The sequence below is a fragment of the Streptomyces sp. NPDC005728 genome (assembly GCF_040630895.1).
Lineage (GTDB): Bacteria > Actinomycetota > Actinomycetes > Streptomycetales > Streptomycetaceae > Streptomyces.
The window spans coordinates 90,681-108,186 of the sequence record NZ_JBEXYL010000020.1; the positions used below are offsets into that span (position 1 = coordinate 90,681).

The window sequence follows — 17,506 nt, forward strand, 5'->3', positions numbered from 1 at the left end:
AGAGGGACCACACTCATGAGTTCCGTTCTGCATCCGCCCAGTTCGGGCCGAGATCCGTTACTGGCCGCCCACTACCGGCCGATCTCCTCTCACCTGGCGATCACTCCGCCGGTGAGCGTGGTGATTCCCGCCATGAATGAGGCGGAGAATCTGCCCTACGTCTTCAAGACCCTTCCGGACTGGATACACGAAGTGGTCCTTGTGGACGGCAATTCCGCCGACGACACCGTCGAGGTGGCACGCTCGCTGTGGCCCGGGGTGCGGGTCGTCGAACAGCAGGGCAGGGGCAAGGGGGATGCCCTGATCACCGGGTTCGAGGCGTGCACCGGCGACATCATCGTGATGGTCGACGCGGACGGCTCGGCCGACGGCAACGAGATCGTGTCGTACGTCTCCGCTCTGGTCTCGGGCGCCGACTTCGCCAAGGGCTCGCGCTTCGCCAACGGCGGCGGCACCGACGACATGACCTTCATCCGCAAGCTCGGCAACTGGGCGCTGTGCACGATCGTCAACCGCAAGTTCGGCGCCCGCTACACCGATCTCTGCTACGGCTACAACGCGTTCTGGCGGCACTGCCTCGACAAGATCGAACTGGACTGCACCGGCTTCGAGGTCGAGACGCTGATGAACATCAGAGTGGTCAAGGCGGGGCTGAAGGTGCAGGAGATCCCCAGCCACGAGTACCTCCGCATCCACGGCACGAGCAACCTGCGGGCCGTGCGGGACGGGTTCCGGGTGCTGAAGGTCATCCTCGGGGAGCGCTCCAACCGGCGTGCCCTGCGCCGCCAGGCCCACCAGGCACGACTGCTGAACACCGGGCAGGGAGAGGTGTCTTGAGAGATCCCGACATCTCCGTCGTGATCTGTGTGTACACCGAGGACCGCTGGGAGGACATCCTCGCGGCGGTCTCCTCGGTGCGCGCGCAGTCGTACCCGGCGCTGGAGACGCTCCTGGTCGTGGATCACAACCAGGCTCTGCTGGACCGGCTGGCCCGCGAGTACAAGGAGTCCGTCGACGGCGTCGGCACCGCGGCCGGCGGCCTCCGGGTACTCGCCAACGCCGGGCCGCGCGGCCTCTCGGCCGGCCGCAACACCGGTATCGCCGCCTCCCGCGGCGAGGTGATCGCCTTCCTGGACGACGACGCCGTGGCCGAGCGGGACTGGCTGCGTCGCTTCGCCGAGGGGTACGCCGACCCGCGCGTGATGGCGGTCGGCGGCCGTACGGAGCCGGTCTGGGTGTCGGGCCGGCGCCCCGCCTGGTTCCCGGAGGAGTTCGACTGGGTGGTGGGCTGCACCTACCGGGGGCTGCCGCCGGGCCGGGTCAGGGTCCGCAACGTCCTGGGCGGAAACGCTTCTTTCCGGCGTACGGCGTTCGAGGCGGCGGGCGGCTTCGCGACCGGCATCGGACGCGACGGCGACCGGCGCCCGCTGGGCTGCGAGGAGACGGAACTGTGCATCCGCCTCACCCGGGCCCGCCCCGACGCGGTCCTGCTCATCGACGACCGCGCGGTGATCCACCACCGGGTGCCCGAGAGCCGTGAGCACTTCGCGTACTTCCGCACCCGCGCCTACGCCGAGGGCCTGTCGAAGGCGCTGGTGGCCCGCAGCGTCGGCGCGGGCAAGGGGCTGGAGTCCGAACGCCGCTACACCACCCGGGTCCTGCCCGCCGGAGTCGCCCGCGGCCTGCGGGACGCCCTGCTCGCCCGCCCGGGCGGCGCCGCACGCGCGGGCGCGATCGTCGCGGGGGTGCTCACCGCGGCAGGCGGCTATGCGGTGGGCAGTGTACGGGCACGCCGAGGCGGAACGACGTTCTCCGCCGGACCGATCGAAACGGACGACCCGAACGACCCGGCCGTACGGGTCGGGACGGACGACCCGAGCAACACCGCCGTGCGGGTCGAGGCGGACGACCCGAGCAACACCGCTGTACTGGTCGAGACGGACGCCCCGAGCGACACAGTCGTGCCGATCGAGCGGGACGACCCCGCCGACACGGCCGTACAGGTCGAGACGGACGCCCCTGGCGATGCCGTCCTGTCGATCGAGGGGGAACGCTCATGAGCGACGCGGTCGTGCCGATCCTCATGTACCACGCGGTGGCGACCGCGCCCAACGACGCCACCCGAGCCCTGTCGGTCGCGCCGGAGGCGTTCGCCGAGCAGATGGCGGTCATCGTTGACCTGGGCCTGACCCCGGTCACCACCGCCGAGCTGGCGGCGCGCTGGCGGTCCGGCCGCCCGCTGCCCGAGCGGCCGGTGCTGATCACCTTCGACGACGGCTACGAGGGCGTCCACCGGCATGCCCTGCCCGTGCTCGCCAAGCACGGCTTCCCGGCCACACTGTTCGTCTCCACCGGCTGGATCAAGGGCGCCTACGACACCGGAGGCGGCCTGGACGTCATGCTCGACTGGCAGCAGGTGCGCGACCTCGCGGACACCGGGACCGAGATCGGCGGGCACAGCCACACCCACCCGCAGCTCGACCAGCTCGACGACGCCGCCCTGCGCGCGGAGCTGGTCCGCAGCACGGAGATCGTCACGGGCGAACTCGGCGCGCGCCCGGTGTCGTTCGCCTACCCGTACGGCTACTCCAGCCGCCGCGTCCGCCAGGCGGTGCGGGCGGCCGGTTACGCCCAGGCCCTCGCCGTCGGCAACGGGCTCGCCGGCCGCCGCCAGGGTCCCTACGCCCTGCAACGCGTCACGGTCCGGCGCAGCACGGGCGTCGAGGAGTTCGAGCGGCTGCTCCAGGGCCGCGCGATCGCCCGTAACTTCGCCAGGGACCGCGCCCTCACCAAGGGGTACGCCCTCGTCCGCAGAGCACGCCAGGTCCGCCGGAAGGCCATCCGTTCCCGTGTCTGACACGACCACCACGACCGAGGCCGCGACGTCCGAGCCGGAGGCGCCCGCACCGTCCGGGCGCCGCCTGCGCCTGCCGGGGACGGGCCGGACGTCCGGCGGCAGCCCGCTGTTCCGCAACGCCTACGCGCTGATGCTGAACACCGGCATCTCCGCCGTCCTCGGGCTCGGCTTCTGGCTGGCCGCGGCGCGCTACTACTCCGAGTCGGCGGTCGGCCAGGGCTCCGCCGCCATCGCCGCGATGAAGCTGCTCGCCGGGCTGACCGCGGTGACCCTGACCGGCGCCCTGGCCCGCTTCATCCCGGTGGCCGGGCAGCGCACCGGGCGGCTCATCTTCCGTACCTACGCCGGCAGTTCGATGATCGTGGCGTGTGCGGCCGGCGTGTTCCTGCTGACCCTGGACGCGTGGGGGCCCTCGTACCGCTTCCTGCACGGGCCGGTCAACGGACTCGGCTTCATCGCGGCCGTCGTCGCCTGGAACCTGCTCACCCTCCAGGACGGTGTGCTGACCGGACTGCGCAGCGCGCCCTGGGTGCCGGTGGGCAACACCGTGTTCTCGGCGGTGAAGCTGGGGCTGCTGGTCGCCTTCGCCGTGGCGATACCGGCCACCGGCGTCTTCGTGTCCTGGGTCGCCGCGATCGCCACCTCGGTGGTGCCGCTGGGCTTGCTGGTCTTCCGGCGGCTGGTGCCCAAACACGTCAAGGCGACCGAGAACCACGCCGAACCACCGACGCCCAGGGAGATCGGACGGTTCCTCGCCGGTGACTACACCGGCTCCCTGTTCTCGCTCGCCGTGGTCTACCTGGTCCCGGTGATCATCGCCTCACAGGTCAGTTCCGAGGACAACGCGTACTTCTACATCACCACGACCATCGGCGGCACGACCAACCTGCTCGCCATCAACATGGGCGCGTCCCTGACGGTCGAGGGCTCGCACGACCCGGGGCGGCTCGCCGCCGACACCCGCGCCGCGCTGAAGCGGATGACCCGGATCATGCTGCCGATCGCGGGCGGGCTGTTCGTCGGCGCGCCCTGGATCCTGGGCGTCTTCGGCGACGGCTACGCGGACGCGGCGACCCCGCTGCTGCGCTGGTTCGCGGTGGGCGCGGTGGTGCGGGTCGTCATGGAGACGTACTTCGCGGTGCTGCGCGCACAGAGCCGTACCGCCGGACTCGCCTGGCTGCAGGGCCTGTTGTGCGCACTGGTGCTGGGTCTGACGCTGCTGCTCCTGCCCCGGATGGGGCTGACCGGCGCGGGCGTCGCCGAGATCTCCAGCCTCGCGGTGATCGTGGCGATCGCCGCGCCGAGACTGTGGCGGACCATCCGGTCCGCACCCCCTGCCCTGCCGGAGACGGCGGCACCGGACGGGGACCTCTCCGACCTGGGGGCGCTCCCCCACGCTCGGCCACGCTCCAGCGGTGGGACACCCACCGCCCCGGACCCGGCGCACCGGCACGGCCCGGCGTGGGCGCTGGACAACGACACCCTGGCCCTGGGCATCCACGTCGACTTCGACCACGTCGAACGCCGGCCGGACGTCCGCCCGGGCCCCGGCACCCCGCCCGCGGGTACGCCCGTGCCGCGACCGGTCGAGGAGCCGGAACCGGGTGCCGAGGCGTCGCTGGGTCCGGCCGAGGCGGCGCTGCTGAGGGAGGCGGAGGTCGACGCGCCGTTCGAGGAGGCGGCGCCCGAGGACGCCGTGCCGGAGGAAGCCGTAGAAGAAGAGCCACCCGCACCGCCGGCCCGTCCGACGCCCACTCGTTCCGGAGTCGTCCTCGGCTGTCTGCTGACCGCCGCGCTGCTGCTGTACTGGGTGCCCGCGCTGCGCCTCGACGAGGCCGACCTGGACGGGATGGGCGGGCTCGGTCTGGTCTCCGTGCTGCCGCTGCCGACGCTGGTCGGGGCCGCCCTGCTGATCACGGTGTTCGCCTCACTGCTCTGGCTGCGCCGCGAGCACCGGGCCCTGTTGCTGGTCACGCTGCTGGCGACCGTGGTGTCCCTGCACGCGCTGCCCGCGGTGCTGGAGACCGAGCCGCGGTTCCCGACGGCCTGGCAGCACCTGGGATTCATCGACTACATCGACCGCACCGGGTCCGCCGTGCCGGACCTGGACGCCCGCTGGAGCTGGCCGGGCTTCTTCGCGGCGGCCGCGTTCGTCGCCAGAGCGTGCGGCGTCGACGACTTCACGGAGATCATCCGCTGGTGGCCGACGGCCGTCCAGCTCGCCTATCTGGCGCCCATGTTCCTGCTCACCCGGTCTCTGCGGGCGAGCTGGCGGGCCAAGTGGACCGGCGTGTGGATCTTCGTGCTGAGCGGCTGGGTCGGCCAGGACTACTTCTCCCCGCAGGGCTTCACCTACCTCCTCTACCTCGTCTTCGTGGCGATCCTGCTGGTCTGGTTCCGTGCTCCGCACGTGATCTGGGCGAAGTTCCGCCCCGGCGAAGCCGAGGTGGAACCCACCGACCGGAGCCAACGGGCCGTGCTGCTGTTGGTATTGATCGGCCTGTACGCGGCGAGCGTCCCGGCGCACCAGCTCACCCCGTTCGTGATGCTCGGGGTTCTCGCGGCCCTGGTGCTGCTCGGCCGGTCCGAACTGCGCGGCCTGCCGCTGCTGTTCGCGGTGCTGGTCGCGGTCTGGGTCGGTTTCATGGCGGAGCCGTACTGGTCCGGGCACTTCGACGACCTCTTCGGCGGGGTCGGCGGGGTCGGCAACAATGTCTCGACCTCCGTCTCCGGTCGTATCCAGGGCGGGAGTTCGACCCACAAGCTGGTCCTGTACACCAGGGTGCTGCTGGCCGGTTCGGTGATGACGTTCGCCTGCTGGGGCTGGTGGCGGCGGCGCTTGCACAAGTACCGCGAGCGGTCGCTGGTGGTGCTCACCTTCGTCCCGTTCCTGGGCTTCGGCATGCAGTCGTACGGCGGCGAGATGGCGCTGCGCGTCTTCATGTTCGCCCTGCCGGGCGCGGCCCTGCTCGGCGCCCTCGCCCTGTTCCCGCGCACCGGTGCCACCGCGCAGGAGCGCGCGAAGGAGCGGGTCAGCCTCGCCCCGCTGGCCGCGTTGCTGGCCGGGCTGCTGCTGATGGGCGGCTTCCTGGTGGCCCGCTGGGGCAACGAGACGTTCGAGCGGACCCGGCCCGGCGAGGTCGCGGCCATGGACTGGGTGTACGCCCACGACCGGCCGACGGTGCGGCTGCTGTGGCTGAGCCAGGACCCGGTCAACGACGTGACCCCGGCGCTCCCGTGGGGCGCCCGGGACATGGAGCGGGTGAACTATGTGCCGACGCAGGCCCCCGTCGACCCGGTGCTGGTGTCGGGCCTGGTCAAGGCGCTCAAGGACGCGGGTCCGCACTCGTACCTGATGATCAACGAGAGTCAGGTCACGTATCTGGAGCTGGACGCGGGCTACTCACCGGCCTGGGAGTCCCGGCTGATCCACAACCTGGACAACCGGCAGGAACTGACGAAGGTCCTGGTCAACGACGACGTCACCGTGTACGCGCTGCGCAAGCAGCCGGCGGGCCCGGTGGCGAAGCCGAACCCGGGGCCGATCGGGCCGCAGGTGACGTGGACTCCGTGGTCGGTGGTCGGCGCGCTGGCCGCCGTCGCGCTGATCCTGCTGCTCGGCGCCCGCGAGGTGGTGCGGGTCGCAGTCCGGCCGGGCGTACGGCAACTGCGCCGGCTGCAGGGCAGTTTCTGGTTCTCGCTGCCGCTGCTGGCGGTGCTGCTGGCCTCGCTGGTGCAGCGGTTCCTGACGATGAAGTGACGGGTGCGGGGTGGCGGTGGCTCAGCGGTCGAGCCACCTCACCTCGTAGGCGTGCATGTCGAACCGCTTCCCGTCGACCTGCGCGCTGATCGGCCGGTCGCGGGTGTTGACCACGAGGACCTTCTTGCCGCCGGCCAGCACGCGCACGTTGGGCAGGTCGTCCCGGGCGACGGACACGGTCTCGTACCTGGTGCCCGGCGGGAACGCCTGGCCGAACCGGGACAGCAGGGCGTACAGGGGAAGTGCCTTGCCCCCGTCGGCGCCGTCGGTCGGGGTCCACAGGCAGCCGGGGCAGTCGGTGCCCTTCTCCTCCTCCGGGTTCCAGTAGAAGCCGGAGTCGGCGCCGCCCCTGGCCATGGCGATCAGCGCGGTGGCGTGGACGGCGAGGCGATGGGCCTCGGACCAGCCCCTGCGTTCGTCGTTGCCGTCGGCGGGCTCGACGTAGTACTCGGCCCACCACAGGGGCAGGTCATGGGTCCGCCGCCGTACCCACTCACCGACCGCGGTGAGCTTGTCGGCGGCCGCGAACTCGTCGGGCAGCAGGTCGTCGTCGTTGGTGTAGCTGGAGCCGTCGACGACCACGAAGTCGGCGCCGGCCTTGTGACTGTTCCAGTAGTCGAAGGCGTCGAGGACCCGCTGGTCCATGGCCCCCCAGACGCCCCGGAACGTGGTCGAGGCGTTCTCCTGCTGGCGCGGGTCGACGCTGTCCATGACGAGGTACGGGCCGCCGACCATGATGTCCTTGTCGACCTTCTTCAACGCCTGGTAGACGAGGTTGTACATCGCCGTGTAGCCCTCGTAGTCCCAGCGGCCCTCGGCGTTGTTCCAGAAGCCCTTGAACTCGTTCCACACGATGAAGTGGCGCACGTCGGGATAGCGCCGGGCGACGGTCGCGGCAAGGTCGGCGAAGTCCTGGTAGTGGTCCGCGGTGGGCGCCGTCTCCAGCGCCGTCCGGCTCCAGTCGGTGTTGCCGACGCCGGCCCGGCCGCCCTTCATCCAGTCCGGCGAGCAGCACAGCGTGACCACGGGGGTGCCGCCCGACCTGCGGATGAAGTCGATGCGGCGGTCCATCGCACCGAAGTCGTAATGGCCCTTCACCGGCTCGGGGTTGTCGGCACCCCAGCCCATGAGGGCCTGGTCCTGTGGCAGCCCGCCGTCCTTGGCCAGCAGTTGCTCGACCCGCTCGACGGCCGTGCCGCTGCCCTCGTCGGCGCTGTACTGGGTGTGGGTGAACCCCCAGCCCACGGACGGCTCCGGGCGATCGGTGGGGGTGGCGGGCGTGCCGTGCACCTTGTCGCCGTCGCGTGAGGTGCCGGCGGTGCTCGCACCGCCCCCGGGCAGCGTGTTGACCAGGGTCACCACCAGGGCCAGAGCGGCCACACCCACACCGAGCAGGGCGGTGAGCCGCCATCGCCCTGCCCTCATATACCACCCATGACGTCCCATCAAGGACAACAGTAAGGGCGGAACCCGCCCAGGGGGCAGCTCTTGGGGACACCCGGAACAAGCGGCGGAAATGCCGTGCGCGGAGCGCATCGGTGCCGGATCATGGCGGCATGTCTGCCAACCCGCACGATGCTCTGCCGATCCGGCTCCACGTCGACGACTCCGACTCGCCGTCCGACGTCGTCGACGCGCTGTTCCTCGGCCGCTTCGCGACGGGCGAGCAGCCGTACTCGCACGCGGCGAACATCGACCGGGTGCGTTCCGGCGCGACCCTGGTGCCGGACGGCGCCCGGGTGCTGCGGGTCGCCCGCGACGACGACCGCAGCGCGACCCTCGCGGAGGGAGACGGCTGGACCCTGCTGGTCTCCCGCTGGAACCGCGGCGCGGACGTGACGGTGACCGCGACCACCGCCGAGCTGGCGAAGAAGATCCTCGACCAGGCAACGGACGGAGCGGCCGACGAGCCGGAACCGCAGCCGGAGAACGTGACCATGGGCTTCTGGTACGTGTCCCCGCGGCGCGGCCCGCACCGCACCACCCGCCAGATCTCCGCGGGCACCTGGGACGAGGTGCGGCCCAACTACACGGCCCCCGTGGCGGAGGCGATGGACCGCCTGATGAAGACGACCCCGGAGGACATCGCGGGCCGGCTGCTCCTGCTGCACGGCCCGCCCGGCACGGGCAAGACCTCCGCGCTGCGCACGCTCGCCCGCTCCTGGCGGGACTGGTGCCAGGTGGACTGCGTCCTCGATCCCGAGCGGCTGTTCTCCGACGTCGGCTATCTGATGGACATCGCGATCGGCGAGGAGGACACCACGGGCAAGGGCCGCTGGCGTCTGCTCCTCCTGGAGGACTGTGACGAGCTGATCCGCGGCGAGGCCAAGCACACCGCGGGCCAGGCCCTGTCCCGGCTGCTCAACCTCACCGACGGCCTGCTCGGCCAGGGCCGCAACGTCCTGGTCGGCGTGACCACCAACGAGGACCTGGAGCGTCTGCACCCGGCCGTGGTCCGTCCCGGCCGCTGCCTGGCCCGCATCGAGGTGGGCCCGCTGACCCGCCACGAGGCGGTGAACTGGCTCGGCGAGGAGGCACCCAACCGGGAGGGTGCCATCGGCCGGGAGGGCGCGACCCTGGCCGAGCTGTACGCGCTGCGCCGGGGCACGGCGCCGACCTCGGTGCCGGGGGCGCGGGACGGCGCGGACGCGGGCCTGTATCTGTAGAAGCCACCTCCGGGTGCTTTGATGGATGTATGACCCTGTTCGTCGGCACGTCGGGGTGGCAGTACAAGGACTGGCGGGACGTCGTGTACCCGGCGGGGGTTCCGGCCCGGCTGTGGCTGGAGGAGTACACCCGGCTCTTCGCGACGGTGGAGATCAACAACGCGTTCTACCGTCTCCCCTCCCGGGAGAACTTCGAGGCCTGGCGGGACCGGGTGCCCGCGGACTTCGTGGTCGCGGTCAAGGCCAGCCGCTACCTGACGCACATCAAGCGCCTGAAGGATCCAGGGGAACCGGTCCACCGCCTGATGACGCACGCGGCGGGCCTCGGCGACCGGCTGGGCCCGGTCCTCGTCCAGCTCCCGCCGACCCTGCGCGCGGACCCGCCCCTGCTGGACGCCTGCCTGGCCTGCTTCCCTCCGGGTACGCGGGTCGCGGTCGAGCCGCGCCACGACTCCTGGTGGACGCCGGAGGTGCGCGAGGTGCTGGAGTCCCGGGGCGCTGCCCTGTGCTGGGCGGACGTCCAGGCCCACCCGGTGACCCCGCTGTGGCGCACCACCGACTGGGGCTACGTCCGCTTCCACGAAGGCCGGGCCCACCCGTGGCCGCGCTACGGCCGACGCTCTCTGGAGACCTGGGTGGACCGCATCGCGACCACCTGGTCCGACGACCATGACGTGTACACGTACTTCAACAACGATCCCGGCGGCGCGGCGGTGGCCGACGCGGTGACGTTCGCGCGGTCGGCAGGAAGGGCGGGGGTGACGGCGACACGAACACCGGAACCCCTGAGAACTCGTTGACCGAAAGCCCCCTAATCCTCGTAGGCCGCCCGCAGGGCATCCCGCACCGCGGCCAGGGCCTCCTCCTCCGCCAACCCCAGCCGCCGCACCCGCTCCACGTACGCCTGGGCAGCCAAGGACGCCTCACGCACGGCGGCCGAGCCGGCGGCAGCCACGAACGTTCCGTTGCGCCCCCGCGTCTCGATCACCCCGTCGCTCTCCAGCGCCCGGTAGGCCTTGGCCACCGTGTTCACCGCGAGTCCCAGCGACTCGGCCAGCCCCCGCACGGTCGGCAGCCGGTATCCCACCGGCAGCGCCCCGGACCGCGCCTGCTCGGAAATCTGCGCCCGCACCTGCTCGTACGGCGGCGCGCTGTCATCGATGTGGATCTTCAGGCTCACAGGCCGATTGTCCCGTACCCGACGGAAAATCAGAGGCATCCCCCGCACATCTCCCCGTACGGTGCCTCCTCATGACCGTGATCGTGCGCGAGCTGCACCCCGACGTCCCGGCCGACACCGAGGGCTACGCCCGGGTCCGCCATCTCGCCCTCCCGTACATCCTGTTCACCCCGGACTCGGTCCGTCACCTCATCACCAACAGCCACCCGGACGCCCACTTCCGCCAGTTCGTCGCGGTCGAGGACGGCGAGGTGATCGGCACGGCGGGAGTCTCCCTGGCACACGACAGCACGGAGCCGGGCCAGGGCTACCTCAACATCTACGTACGCCCGGACCGGATCCACCGCGGGGCAGGGCGGCTCCTCGTCCGGGCCGCCGAGGAGCACCTCGCCGCGGTCGGCGCGACGAAGCTCTACTCCTGGGTCCTGGACGAGCCCGCCAACTGTGCCTTCGCCGAGCGCCGCGGCTACACCAGGGGCCGCCCCGCCCACTTCCTCCGCCTCGACCTGGCGAACGGCACCCTCCCGCCGCTCCCGGAGGTCCCGCAGGGCGTCGAGCTGCGCACGGCCGCCGACTACGCGGACGACCCGCGACCGTTGTTCGAGCTGGACGCGGAGACCGTGTCCGACGAACCCGGGGAGGTCACCATCGAGTTCACGGACTACGAGGCCTGGCTGGAGCAGACCTGGAAGCATCCGCTGCTGAACCGCGAGCTGACCGTGGCCTCCGTCGTCGACGGCCGTCCGGTCGCCTTCAGCGTGGCCTACACCGACGGCACCACCCGCTACACCACAGCGATGACCGGCACCGCCCGGGCCTACCGCGGGCGCGGCCTGGCCAAGCTCGCCAAGATCCACTCCCTGTACCGGGCCCGCGCCGCCGGCATCACCGAGGCCTTCACGGGCAACGACGCCGGCAACGACCCGATGATCGCGATCAACAAGTGGCTCGGGTACGAGTTCTGTGCGACGGAGGTGCGCTATGTCCGCGAACTCGGCTGAGCCCACGGCCCGCGTGGAGGTCGTCCTGGTCAAGGCCGGCCGCACGAAGATCCGCTATCCGGCGGAGCTGCTGGCCGACGACGGTGTCCGCATCAGCGTCCGCGCCCCGTGGGCGGGCGAGGGCGTCCGCGACTTCGGCTTCGTGCGCTTCGAGGCGGGCGACGTGTTCACCGAGCACTACTGGCGGGACCGCTGGTACTCGGTGAAGGAGGTCCGGGCCGGCGACGGCACCGTCAAGGGCTGGTACTGCGACATCACCCGCCCGGCCGTCCGGTCCGGTACCGAGCTGGTCGTCGAGGACCTCGACCTGGACCTGTGGCGCTCCGCCGACGGCCGGGACGTACGGCGCCTGGACGAGGACGAGTTCGCCGAGAGCGGGCTGGCGGAGACGGATCCCGAGGCCGCGTCGGCCGCCGTGGCCGCCCTGGACGAGCTGGAGACGCGGGCCCGTCAGGGCGGCTTCGAAGACCTGCTGGCCTGAGGCCTTCACCTCCCTCGCCCGGCTACACCGTCGCCACCACCGCGTACCGCTCGTCGTCCACGGCCCTCCCCCACAGCACAGAGTCGCCGGACAGTCGCTCCACGTGCACCTGCCGGGTGACCGGCGTCAGCAGCGCGGCGCAGCGGTCGACGGGTATGCCGACCGGGCCGAGAGTGCCCCAGACCCCCTCGACCAGCACGAACCGGCCTCCCGGCCGCAGCAGGCTCCGCCAGTTCCGCAGGACGCGCGCGGGGTCGGGCAGCGTCCACAGGACATGCCGGACGAGGACGACGTCGTAGCGCTGCTCCCCCACCGGTGGGGCGGCGGCGTCCCCGTGCAGGACGACGGCGTCCCGTCCGGCGAGCTTGGCCCGGGCCCGCTCGACCATGGCGGGCGAGCTGTCGACCCCGGTCACCCGGTGTCCCTGTTCCGCCGCGAGGAGCGACAGGGTGCCGGTGCCGCAGCCGAGGTCCAGGACATCGGCGGGGTGCTCGGGCAGCCAGGACCGCAGCCTGTCCGCCCAGGCCGCACGCACCTCGGGCGCGCGCAGGCCGTGGTCGGGCTCGTCGTCGAACGCGGCGGCCTCCGCGTCCCAGTCCACTTCGGCATCCTCCGCAACCACGGACTCACTCTCGTTCGTCATTCCCTCAGAGTGACACCCGCCACTGACAGTCCCGACGTGACAGCCGCCACTGACAGACGGGCACCGATGAGGAACTCTCGCCAAAAGGGTCTACCTCCGTGACACCACGGACCACGGTAGGCACTGAAGGAGGCAGCCATGCGCCGCATGACCGTGCAGAAGCCCCTGAAGAGGACCGACAGCCGCCGGATCCGCGAGAAAGCCGAGGAGCGCCCCGCGGAGCGCCCGGAGGTGCGCAAGGACATCGCACGCACCTGGTGGCCGGACGGCTGACAGGCCGGCCGTTTCCGGTGTCAGACCAGCCGTTTCCGGTAGTGGATGCGGTCGTACGGCCCGTTCACGCGCCGCTCCACGACCTCGTAGCCGAACCTCGGATAGATCTGCTGGTTCTCCCACATCAGCGCGTTCGTGTAGAGCCTGACCTCGGGCAGACCGAGCGCACGCGCGCGTGCGTCCACGAACTCCAGCAGGCGCCGCCCCACTCCCCTGCCGTGCGCGTCGGGGTGGACGGCGATGCTGTCGAGGAACAGGTGGTCGTCGTGCGCCTCGATGACGACGAGCCCGATCACCGGCTCCCCGAGGACGACCACCCTGCCCGCGGCCACGTTCGCCGCGTGGTCCGCCTCCATGGGCTGCGGCACCACCCCGATGCGCTCGATGTAGTGGTGGTACGCCGCGTCGGTCACGGCTTTCACGGCCGGTACGTCGGCGGCCCGGGCGGGCCGGATCTCGTCGTTCGTCATGGCGCGAACGCTATCCGCATCCGGCCGAACGGCTGATGCCGACGATCGTGCTGCTTCCACGGCGAAGCCGGTGGATCGCGGAATCCGCAGGGTCTCGGCGCTACCGTAGCCACGCGTCGACCACCTGACAGCGCCGGAGGAGCAAGCAGCATGGAGATCGTGACGTCACAGAAGATCACCACGTTCTTGATGTTCGAGGGCAACGCCGAGGAGGCGATGGCCTTCTACGTCTCGCTCTTCGACGACGCCGAGGTCGTCAGCATCACCCGCTACGGCGCCGATGGTCCCGGCAAGGACGGGAGCGTGCAGCACGCGACGTTCTCGCTGGCCGGCGAGCAGTTCATGTGCATCGACAGTCCCGCGCAACACGGCTTCACCTTCACCCCCGCGATCTCGCTCTTCGTGCAATGCGAGAACGAGGCCGAGATCGACCGTCTCTACGCGGCCCTCGTCGAGCAGGGCGCGGAGCTCATGCCGCTGGGAGACCATGGCTTCAGCACCAAGTTCGGCTGGGTCAACGACCGCTTCGGCGTCTCCTGGCAATTGAACCTGACCACGTGACCACTCGCCCGCCCGGCCTCCGCAGCGCTCTTCCTGAGCCGCCAGTCAGCTCTGCCCTAGCGGCATCGTAAGAGCCCAAAGGCATCTCTGAACTGCATGCACGCAGTGCAGAGGCAGACCTTGGAGAGCCCTCCTACGCGTGGGGAGCCGAACGGGGAGCCATGGCCCCGGAATCAAACTGCATCCGGCACCCCTCCGCCCGGCGCACGGTGGGGTCACATCCTGATCAGCTGTTGTTGTCAGCACCTAGATCGCCCCGGATCGCGGCATGCACGAGGTCCAAGGCGCCCAGGTACCCCTGCATGCGTCCACCGCCTTGGGTTCGGGTGGCCGTGCCTGCGATGAAGACGTCGCGAAGGTCCCGAGCGTGCCGATGAAGGATCCTCGCTGGCGCTGGTACCGACTCCGGTGCCAGAACTGCAAGCCCGTAGCGGGAGGCGCAGCAGGCGGCGTATGCAGTGAACGCTCTGTACCCACGGTCCTCGTCGGCCAGGCCGGAGACGACGGAGAGGACCCGCAGTTGCGTGCGGACCTCGGCGTGGGCAGCAAGGTAGCGCGCGTACTGGTGGCCTGGGCTCGCTGCCGTCCGCCAGAATCGGCGCATGCTGAGAGTCGGTTCCGTCGTGCCGGGCGTCCCGGATGTGCCGCGTGCGGCCGCGTTCTGGATGCAGGCCCTGGTATACGTCCCGGGCAAGGACATGGAAGACGACTGGGTGGTGCTGGTGCCGGCGGAAGGGCCGGAGTGCAGCCGGCACTCTACGAGCGGGCACGCACCTCGTTCGCGTGGCTGACAACAGCCCGGCCCGCATGGTCCCGAAGCCACCGAGTGCGGCGGACACGCCGCTGGAGGCGGGCGAGGAACCCACCGGCCTCTCCGCCACGCCGCTCGCCGGGCCGCACGACGGGCCCGGCCTCCCTCCTGATCGGGACTGAGCGGCGGCGGCTCAGCGGTGAGGGATGCCGCCCAGCGCAGAGGGTGACTCCCTGGGGGGTGCCCCGGGGCCGGTGGGGGCGCGAAAGAAGCGGAAGCTCATGTTCTATGACGTCGGTCACAGCGCCCCACCAACAAACCGGCACGCTTAGTAGATGCGGCATGGCAGACATCTGAGGATTTGTCCGCCTTGGCCCGGATGTGGATCCCGTCGCGCGTCCCGGGATTCTGCCCGGCCGGCCCGCACGCCCGTTGCCCCCTGATGTAAGGCTTCTGACGCCGCGACAGCTTCCCGTCCCTGCCGCCATGTGCGGACCGGAGACCCGTGGACTGCTCTGGCGAGGTCCCGGGACCTACGAGGCGACGTAGTGGCGGGGACCCTTTGCGCTCCCTGTCGAGCCGTTCTAAGAATGACGACCCACAGGACGTCGCCGCAGTTCGGAACCGGTGTTCACGCAGAGTCGACCGCGCACCGGGCGCTCGGCGTCACCGAGTGAGTAGGAGCCCCCCACATGAAGTCGTCCCGAACGTCCGCGAGACTCCTCGCCCTCGCTCTCGGCCTGGCCTCCAGCGCGCTGGGCGCGGCGGTGCCGGCGAGCGCCCAGACGGCCGCCACCCCGTCCGCTGCCGCCGGTACCTCCGCGGCACGGTACGCCGGGTCGGTTGAGGAGGCCGCGAACAACAAGGCGTTCTTCGAGGCCGTGCTCAAGTCCGTCGCCGAGAAGCGCGCCGCCCAGCCGAACGCTCAGACGGTGACTGTCTACTACAACGCCTCCCAGGCACCGAGCTTCCGTTCGCAGATATCGAGCGCGGCCTCGATCTGGAACAGCTCCGAGTCCAACGTCAAGCTCCAGGAGGCGTCCAGCGGTGCCGACTTCTCCTACCAGGAGGGCAACGACCCGCGCGGGTCCTACACCTCCACCAACGGCCACGGAAGTGGCTACGTCTTCCTCGACTACGCCCAGAACCAGCAGTACGACTCGGTCCGCATCGTCACCCACGAGACCGGGCACGTGCTGGGCCTGCCGGACGACTACAGCGGGCCGTGCAGTGAGCTGATGTCGGGCGGCAGCGCCGGCCCGTCCTGCACCAACCGCTACCCGAACGTCACCGAGCGCTCGCGTGTCGACCAGCTGTGGGCCACCGGACTCGCGCAGGCCCCGGGCACGGCGACCGGGCCCGCTGACCCCCTGAGCGCTGCACCGCCGGTACGGACCGTGGTGCCGGGCAACGGTCCGGGGCATCTGCTCCAGAGCGCGCCCTGGAGTTGATTGCGTTCCTCAGCGGAAAGCGGCCCGCTGTCGAGGATGGCTTCAGCCGGGAGGGCGAAACCGCTCGCACAGCGCAGGCAAATCCCGGTGACGGTGTCTCTCGTACAGGTCCACGAATACTCCGTCGATCAGACTTCGCAACCGTGGCATCCAGGCGGGGCAAGCCACGTAGCCTGCCCCGCTGGGAGCCATTCCGGGAGCCGACCGAGGCGTCCGACGGCGGACCTTGGCGGACTACAGCGGACGACGGCAGCGCTCGCGGGCAGGTGGCACGGGGCTTCCCAACCCTCCTTCCTGAGCCGCCAGTTAGCTCTGCCTTAACGGCACCATAAGGATCTCCTCCCCCCGCCCCCAGCAGGCGATTCCACGGTTTCTTGGGGCTAGCTTCTGATCGCCCCCACGGGATTCAGCCCACCCCCGAGGACCGTTCCGAGGAGTTCCCCATGTCCGCACGCCGCAAGGTAGCCGTCGCCGGCCTCGGTATCGCCGCGCTCGCGCTCTCCGCCTCGCCCGCTTCCGCGCACGGCTCGATGGGCGACCCGGTCAGCCGGGTCTCGCAGTGCTACGCGGAGGGGCCGGAGAGCCCCCGGTCGGATGCGTGCAAGGCGGCCGTGGCGGCCGGCGGCACCCAGGCGCTGTACGACTGGAACGGCATCCGGATCGGCGACGCCGCCGGACGGCACCAGGAGCTGATCCCGGACGGCAAGCTGTGCAGCGCCGGCAACGAGGAGTTCAAGGGGCTGGACCTGGCCCGTGCCGACTGGCCGGCGACGAGCGTGCACAGCGGGTCGTACACCTTCAGGTACCGGGTGACCGCCCCGCACAAGGGCACCTTCAAGGTCTATCTGACCAAGCCCGGCTACGACCCCGCGAAGCCGCTGGCCTGGTCCGACCTGGACCTGGCGAACCCGGTCGCGACGGCCACCGACCCGGTCCCCGCGGGTGGCTTCTACACCTTCTCGGGTGCCCTTCCCGAGCGCACGGGCAAGCAGCTGCTGTACGCGGTGTGGCAGCGCTCGGACAGCCCGGAGGCCTTCTACTCCTGCTCGGACGTGGAGTTCGGCGGCGGCAGCGGAAGCAGCGGGGAGGGCGGCGGTACGGCACCGGCGCCGAGCGCCTCCGCGCCCTCCGACGAGCAGATCGCGGACGGTACCGACAAGTCGACGATCGAGCACCACGGGCACGGGGACGACGATGCGAGCACCTCCGCGGAGCCGTCGACCGCGGCATCCGCGGTCCCGGCCAACCAGCCGAAGGCCGCCGGGACTTCGCAGAACCTCGCCGAGACCGGCGCCTCCACCGGCACCTCGTACGTCGCGATCGGCGGCGCCGCGGCGCTGGCGCTCGGCTCGGCGGCACTGTTCCTCTCGGTGCGGCGGCGCGCGGCGGGCGGCGGGCGGCACGGCCGCTGA

At 71.1% G+C, this 17,506-nt stretch carries 16 protein-coding genes and 2 pseudogenes; 14 read left to right on the top strand and 4 right to left on the bottom strand.

Annotated elements, in window-relative coordinates:
• Window positions 1–15: 15 nt before the first annotated feature.
• The 4 genes and pseudogenes from ABZ471_RS16380 to ABZ471_RS16395 all read left to right on the top strand — a co-directional run bounded on the left by ABZ471_RS16380 (window position 16) and on the right by ABZ471_RS16395 (window position 6,617).
• Complete coding sequence (locus tag ABZ471_RS16380) at window positions 16–837, top strand: glycosyltransferase family 2 protein (RefSeq protein WP_359066909.1); 822 nt, start codon at window positions 16–18, stop codon at window positions 835–837.
• Window positions 834–1,814, top strand: a pseudogene (locus ABZ471_RS16385) (glycosyltransferase family 2 protein); the annotation flags it as partial. The gene ABZ471_RS16380 and the pseudogene ABZ471_RS16385, both read left to right, overlap by 4 nt.
• A 242-nt stretch (window positions 1,815–2,056) precedes the next feature.
• Window positions 2,057–2,857: a polysaccharide deacetylase family protein gene (locus ABZ471_RS16390; protein WP_359066911.1), complete on the top strand. Its 801-nt coding sequence runs from the start codon at window positions 2,057–2,059 to the stop codon at window positions 2,855–2,857.
• Window positions 2,850–6,617, top strand: a complete 3,768-nt coding sequence (locus tag ABZ471_RS16395; RefSeq protein WP_359066913.1) for a lipopolysaccharide biosynthesis protein — start codon at window positions 2,850–2,852, stop codon at window positions 6,615–6,617. Before ABZ471_RS16390 ends, ABZ471_RS16395 begins: the two co-directional genes overlap by 8 nt.
• 21 nt (window positions 6,618–6,638) lie before the next feature.
• Here ABZ471_RS16395 and ABZ471_RS16400 read toward each other — a convergent pair whose 3' ends face one another.
• Window positions 6,639–8,063, bottom strand: coding sequence for a xylan 1,4-beta-xylosidase (locus tag ABZ471_RS16400; protein WP_359066916.1), 1,425 nt, complete (start codon window positions 8,061–8,063; stop codon window positions 6,639–6,641).
• Between the two features lie 110 nt (window positions 8,064–8,173).
• On the opposite strand from ABZ471_RS16400, the gene ABZ471_RS16405 reads away from it, so the two are divergent.
• Complete coding sequence (locus ABZ471_RS16405; RefSeq protein ID WP_359066918.1) at window positions 8,174–9,283, top strand: DUF5925 domain-containing protein; 1,110 nt, start codon at window positions 8,174–8,176, stop codon at window positions 9,281–9,283.
• A 29-nt stretch (window positions 9,284–9,312) separates the two neighbouring features.
• Complete coding sequence (locus tag ABZ471_RS16410) at window positions 9,313–10,083, top strand: DUF72 domain-containing protein (RefSeq protein WP_359066920.1); 771 nt, start codon at window positions 9,313–9,315, stop codon at window positions 10,081–10,083.
• 11 nt (window positions 10,084–10,094) lie between these two features.
• On the opposite strand, the gene ABZ471_RS16415 is transcribed toward ABZ471_RS16410, so the two are convergent.
• Complete coding sequence (locus tag ABZ471_RS16415; protein WP_359066922.1) at window positions 10,095–10,463, bottom strand: GntR family transcriptional regulator; 369 nt, start codon at window positions 10,461–10,463, stop codon at window positions 10,095–10,097.
• A gap of 71 nt (window positions 10,464–10,534) precedes the next feature.
• On the opposite strand from ABZ471_RS16415, the gene ABZ471_RS16420 reads away from it, so the two are divergent.
• Both ABZ471_RS16420 and ABZ471_RS16425 read left to right on the top strand, forming a co-directional pair.
• Entirely contained in the window at window positions 10,535–11,464 is a 930-nt protein-coding gene (locus ABZ471_RS16420) for a GNAT family N-acetyltransferase (RefSeq protein WP_359066924.1), read from the top strand.
• Window positions 11,445–11,945, top strand: a complete 501-nt coding sequence (locus ABZ471_RS16425) for a DUF402 domain-containing protein (protein WP_359066927.1) — start codon at window positions 11,445–11,447, stop codon at window positions 11,943–11,945. The genes ABZ471_RS16420 and ABZ471_RS16425 overlap by 20 nt, the downstream gene beginning before the upstream one ends.
• A 22-nt stretch (window positions 11,946–11,967) precedes the next feature.
• Here ABZ471_RS16425 and ABZ471_RS16430 read toward each other — a convergent pair whose 3' ends face one another.
• The gene (locus ABZ471_RS16430) at window positions 11,968–12,588 is read right to left on the bottom strand and encodes a class I SAM-dependent methyltransferase (protein ID WP_359066929.1); all 621 of its coding nucleotides are present in this window, start codon (window positions 12,586–12,588) and stop codon (window positions 11,968–11,970) included.
• Window positions 12,589–12,726: 138 nt separating this feature from the next.
• Between ABZ471_RS16430 and ABZ471_RS16435 the strand changes: the two genes are divergently transcribed.
• Window positions 12,727–12,861: a hypothetical protein gene (locus ABZ471_RS16435; protein ID WP_359066931.1), complete on the top strand. Its 135-nt coding sequence runs from the start codon at window positions 12,727–12,729 to the stop codon at window positions 12,859–12,861.
• A gap of 20 nt (window positions 12,862–12,881) precedes the next feature.
• Here ABZ471_RS16435 and ABZ471_RS16440 read toward each other — a convergent pair whose 3' ends face one another.
• Window positions 12,882–13,331 (bottom strand): GNAT family N-acetyltransferase, encoded by a 450-nt coding sequence (locus tag ABZ471_RS16440; protein ID WP_359066933.1) that lies wholly within the window; start codon window positions 13,329–13,331, stop codon window positions 12,882–12,884.
• A gap of 150 nt (window positions 13,332–13,481) precedes the next feature.
• Between ABZ471_RS16440 and ABZ471_RS16445 the strand changes: the two genes are divergently transcribed.
• The 5 genes and pseudogenes from ABZ471_RS16445 (at window position 13,482) to ABZ471_RS16465 (ending at window position 17,506) form a co-directional block, all read left to right on the top strand.
• Window positions 13,482–13,892, top strand: coding sequence for a VOC family protein (locus ABZ471_RS16445; protein WP_359066935.1), 411 nt, complete (start codon window positions 13,482–13,484; stop codon window positions 13,890–13,892).
• Between the two features lie 602 nt (window positions 13,893–14,494).
• Window positions 14,495–14,632 (top strand): annotated as a pseudogene (locus ABZ471_RS16450) (VOC family protein); the annotation flags it as partial.
• A gap of 43 nt (window positions 14,633–14,675) precedes the next feature.
• Window positions 14,676–14,825: a hypothetical protein gene (locus ABZ471_RS16455; protein ID WP_359066937.1), complete on the top strand. Its 150-nt coding sequence runs from the start codon at window positions 14,676–14,678 to the stop codon at window positions 14,823–14,825.
• A gap of 510 nt (window positions 14,826–15,335) precedes the next feature.
• Entirely contained in the window at window positions 15,336–16,094 is a 759-nt protein-coding gene (gene snpA / locus ABZ471_RS16460) for a snapalysin (RefSeq protein WP_359066939.1), read from the top strand.
• Between the two features lie 443 nt (window positions 16,095–16,537).
• Window positions 16,538–17,506 (top strand): lytic polysaccharide monooxygenase, encoded by a 969-nt coding sequence (locus ABZ471_RS16465; protein ID WP_359066941.1) that lies wholly within the window; start codon window positions 16,538–16,540, stop codon window positions 17,504–17,506.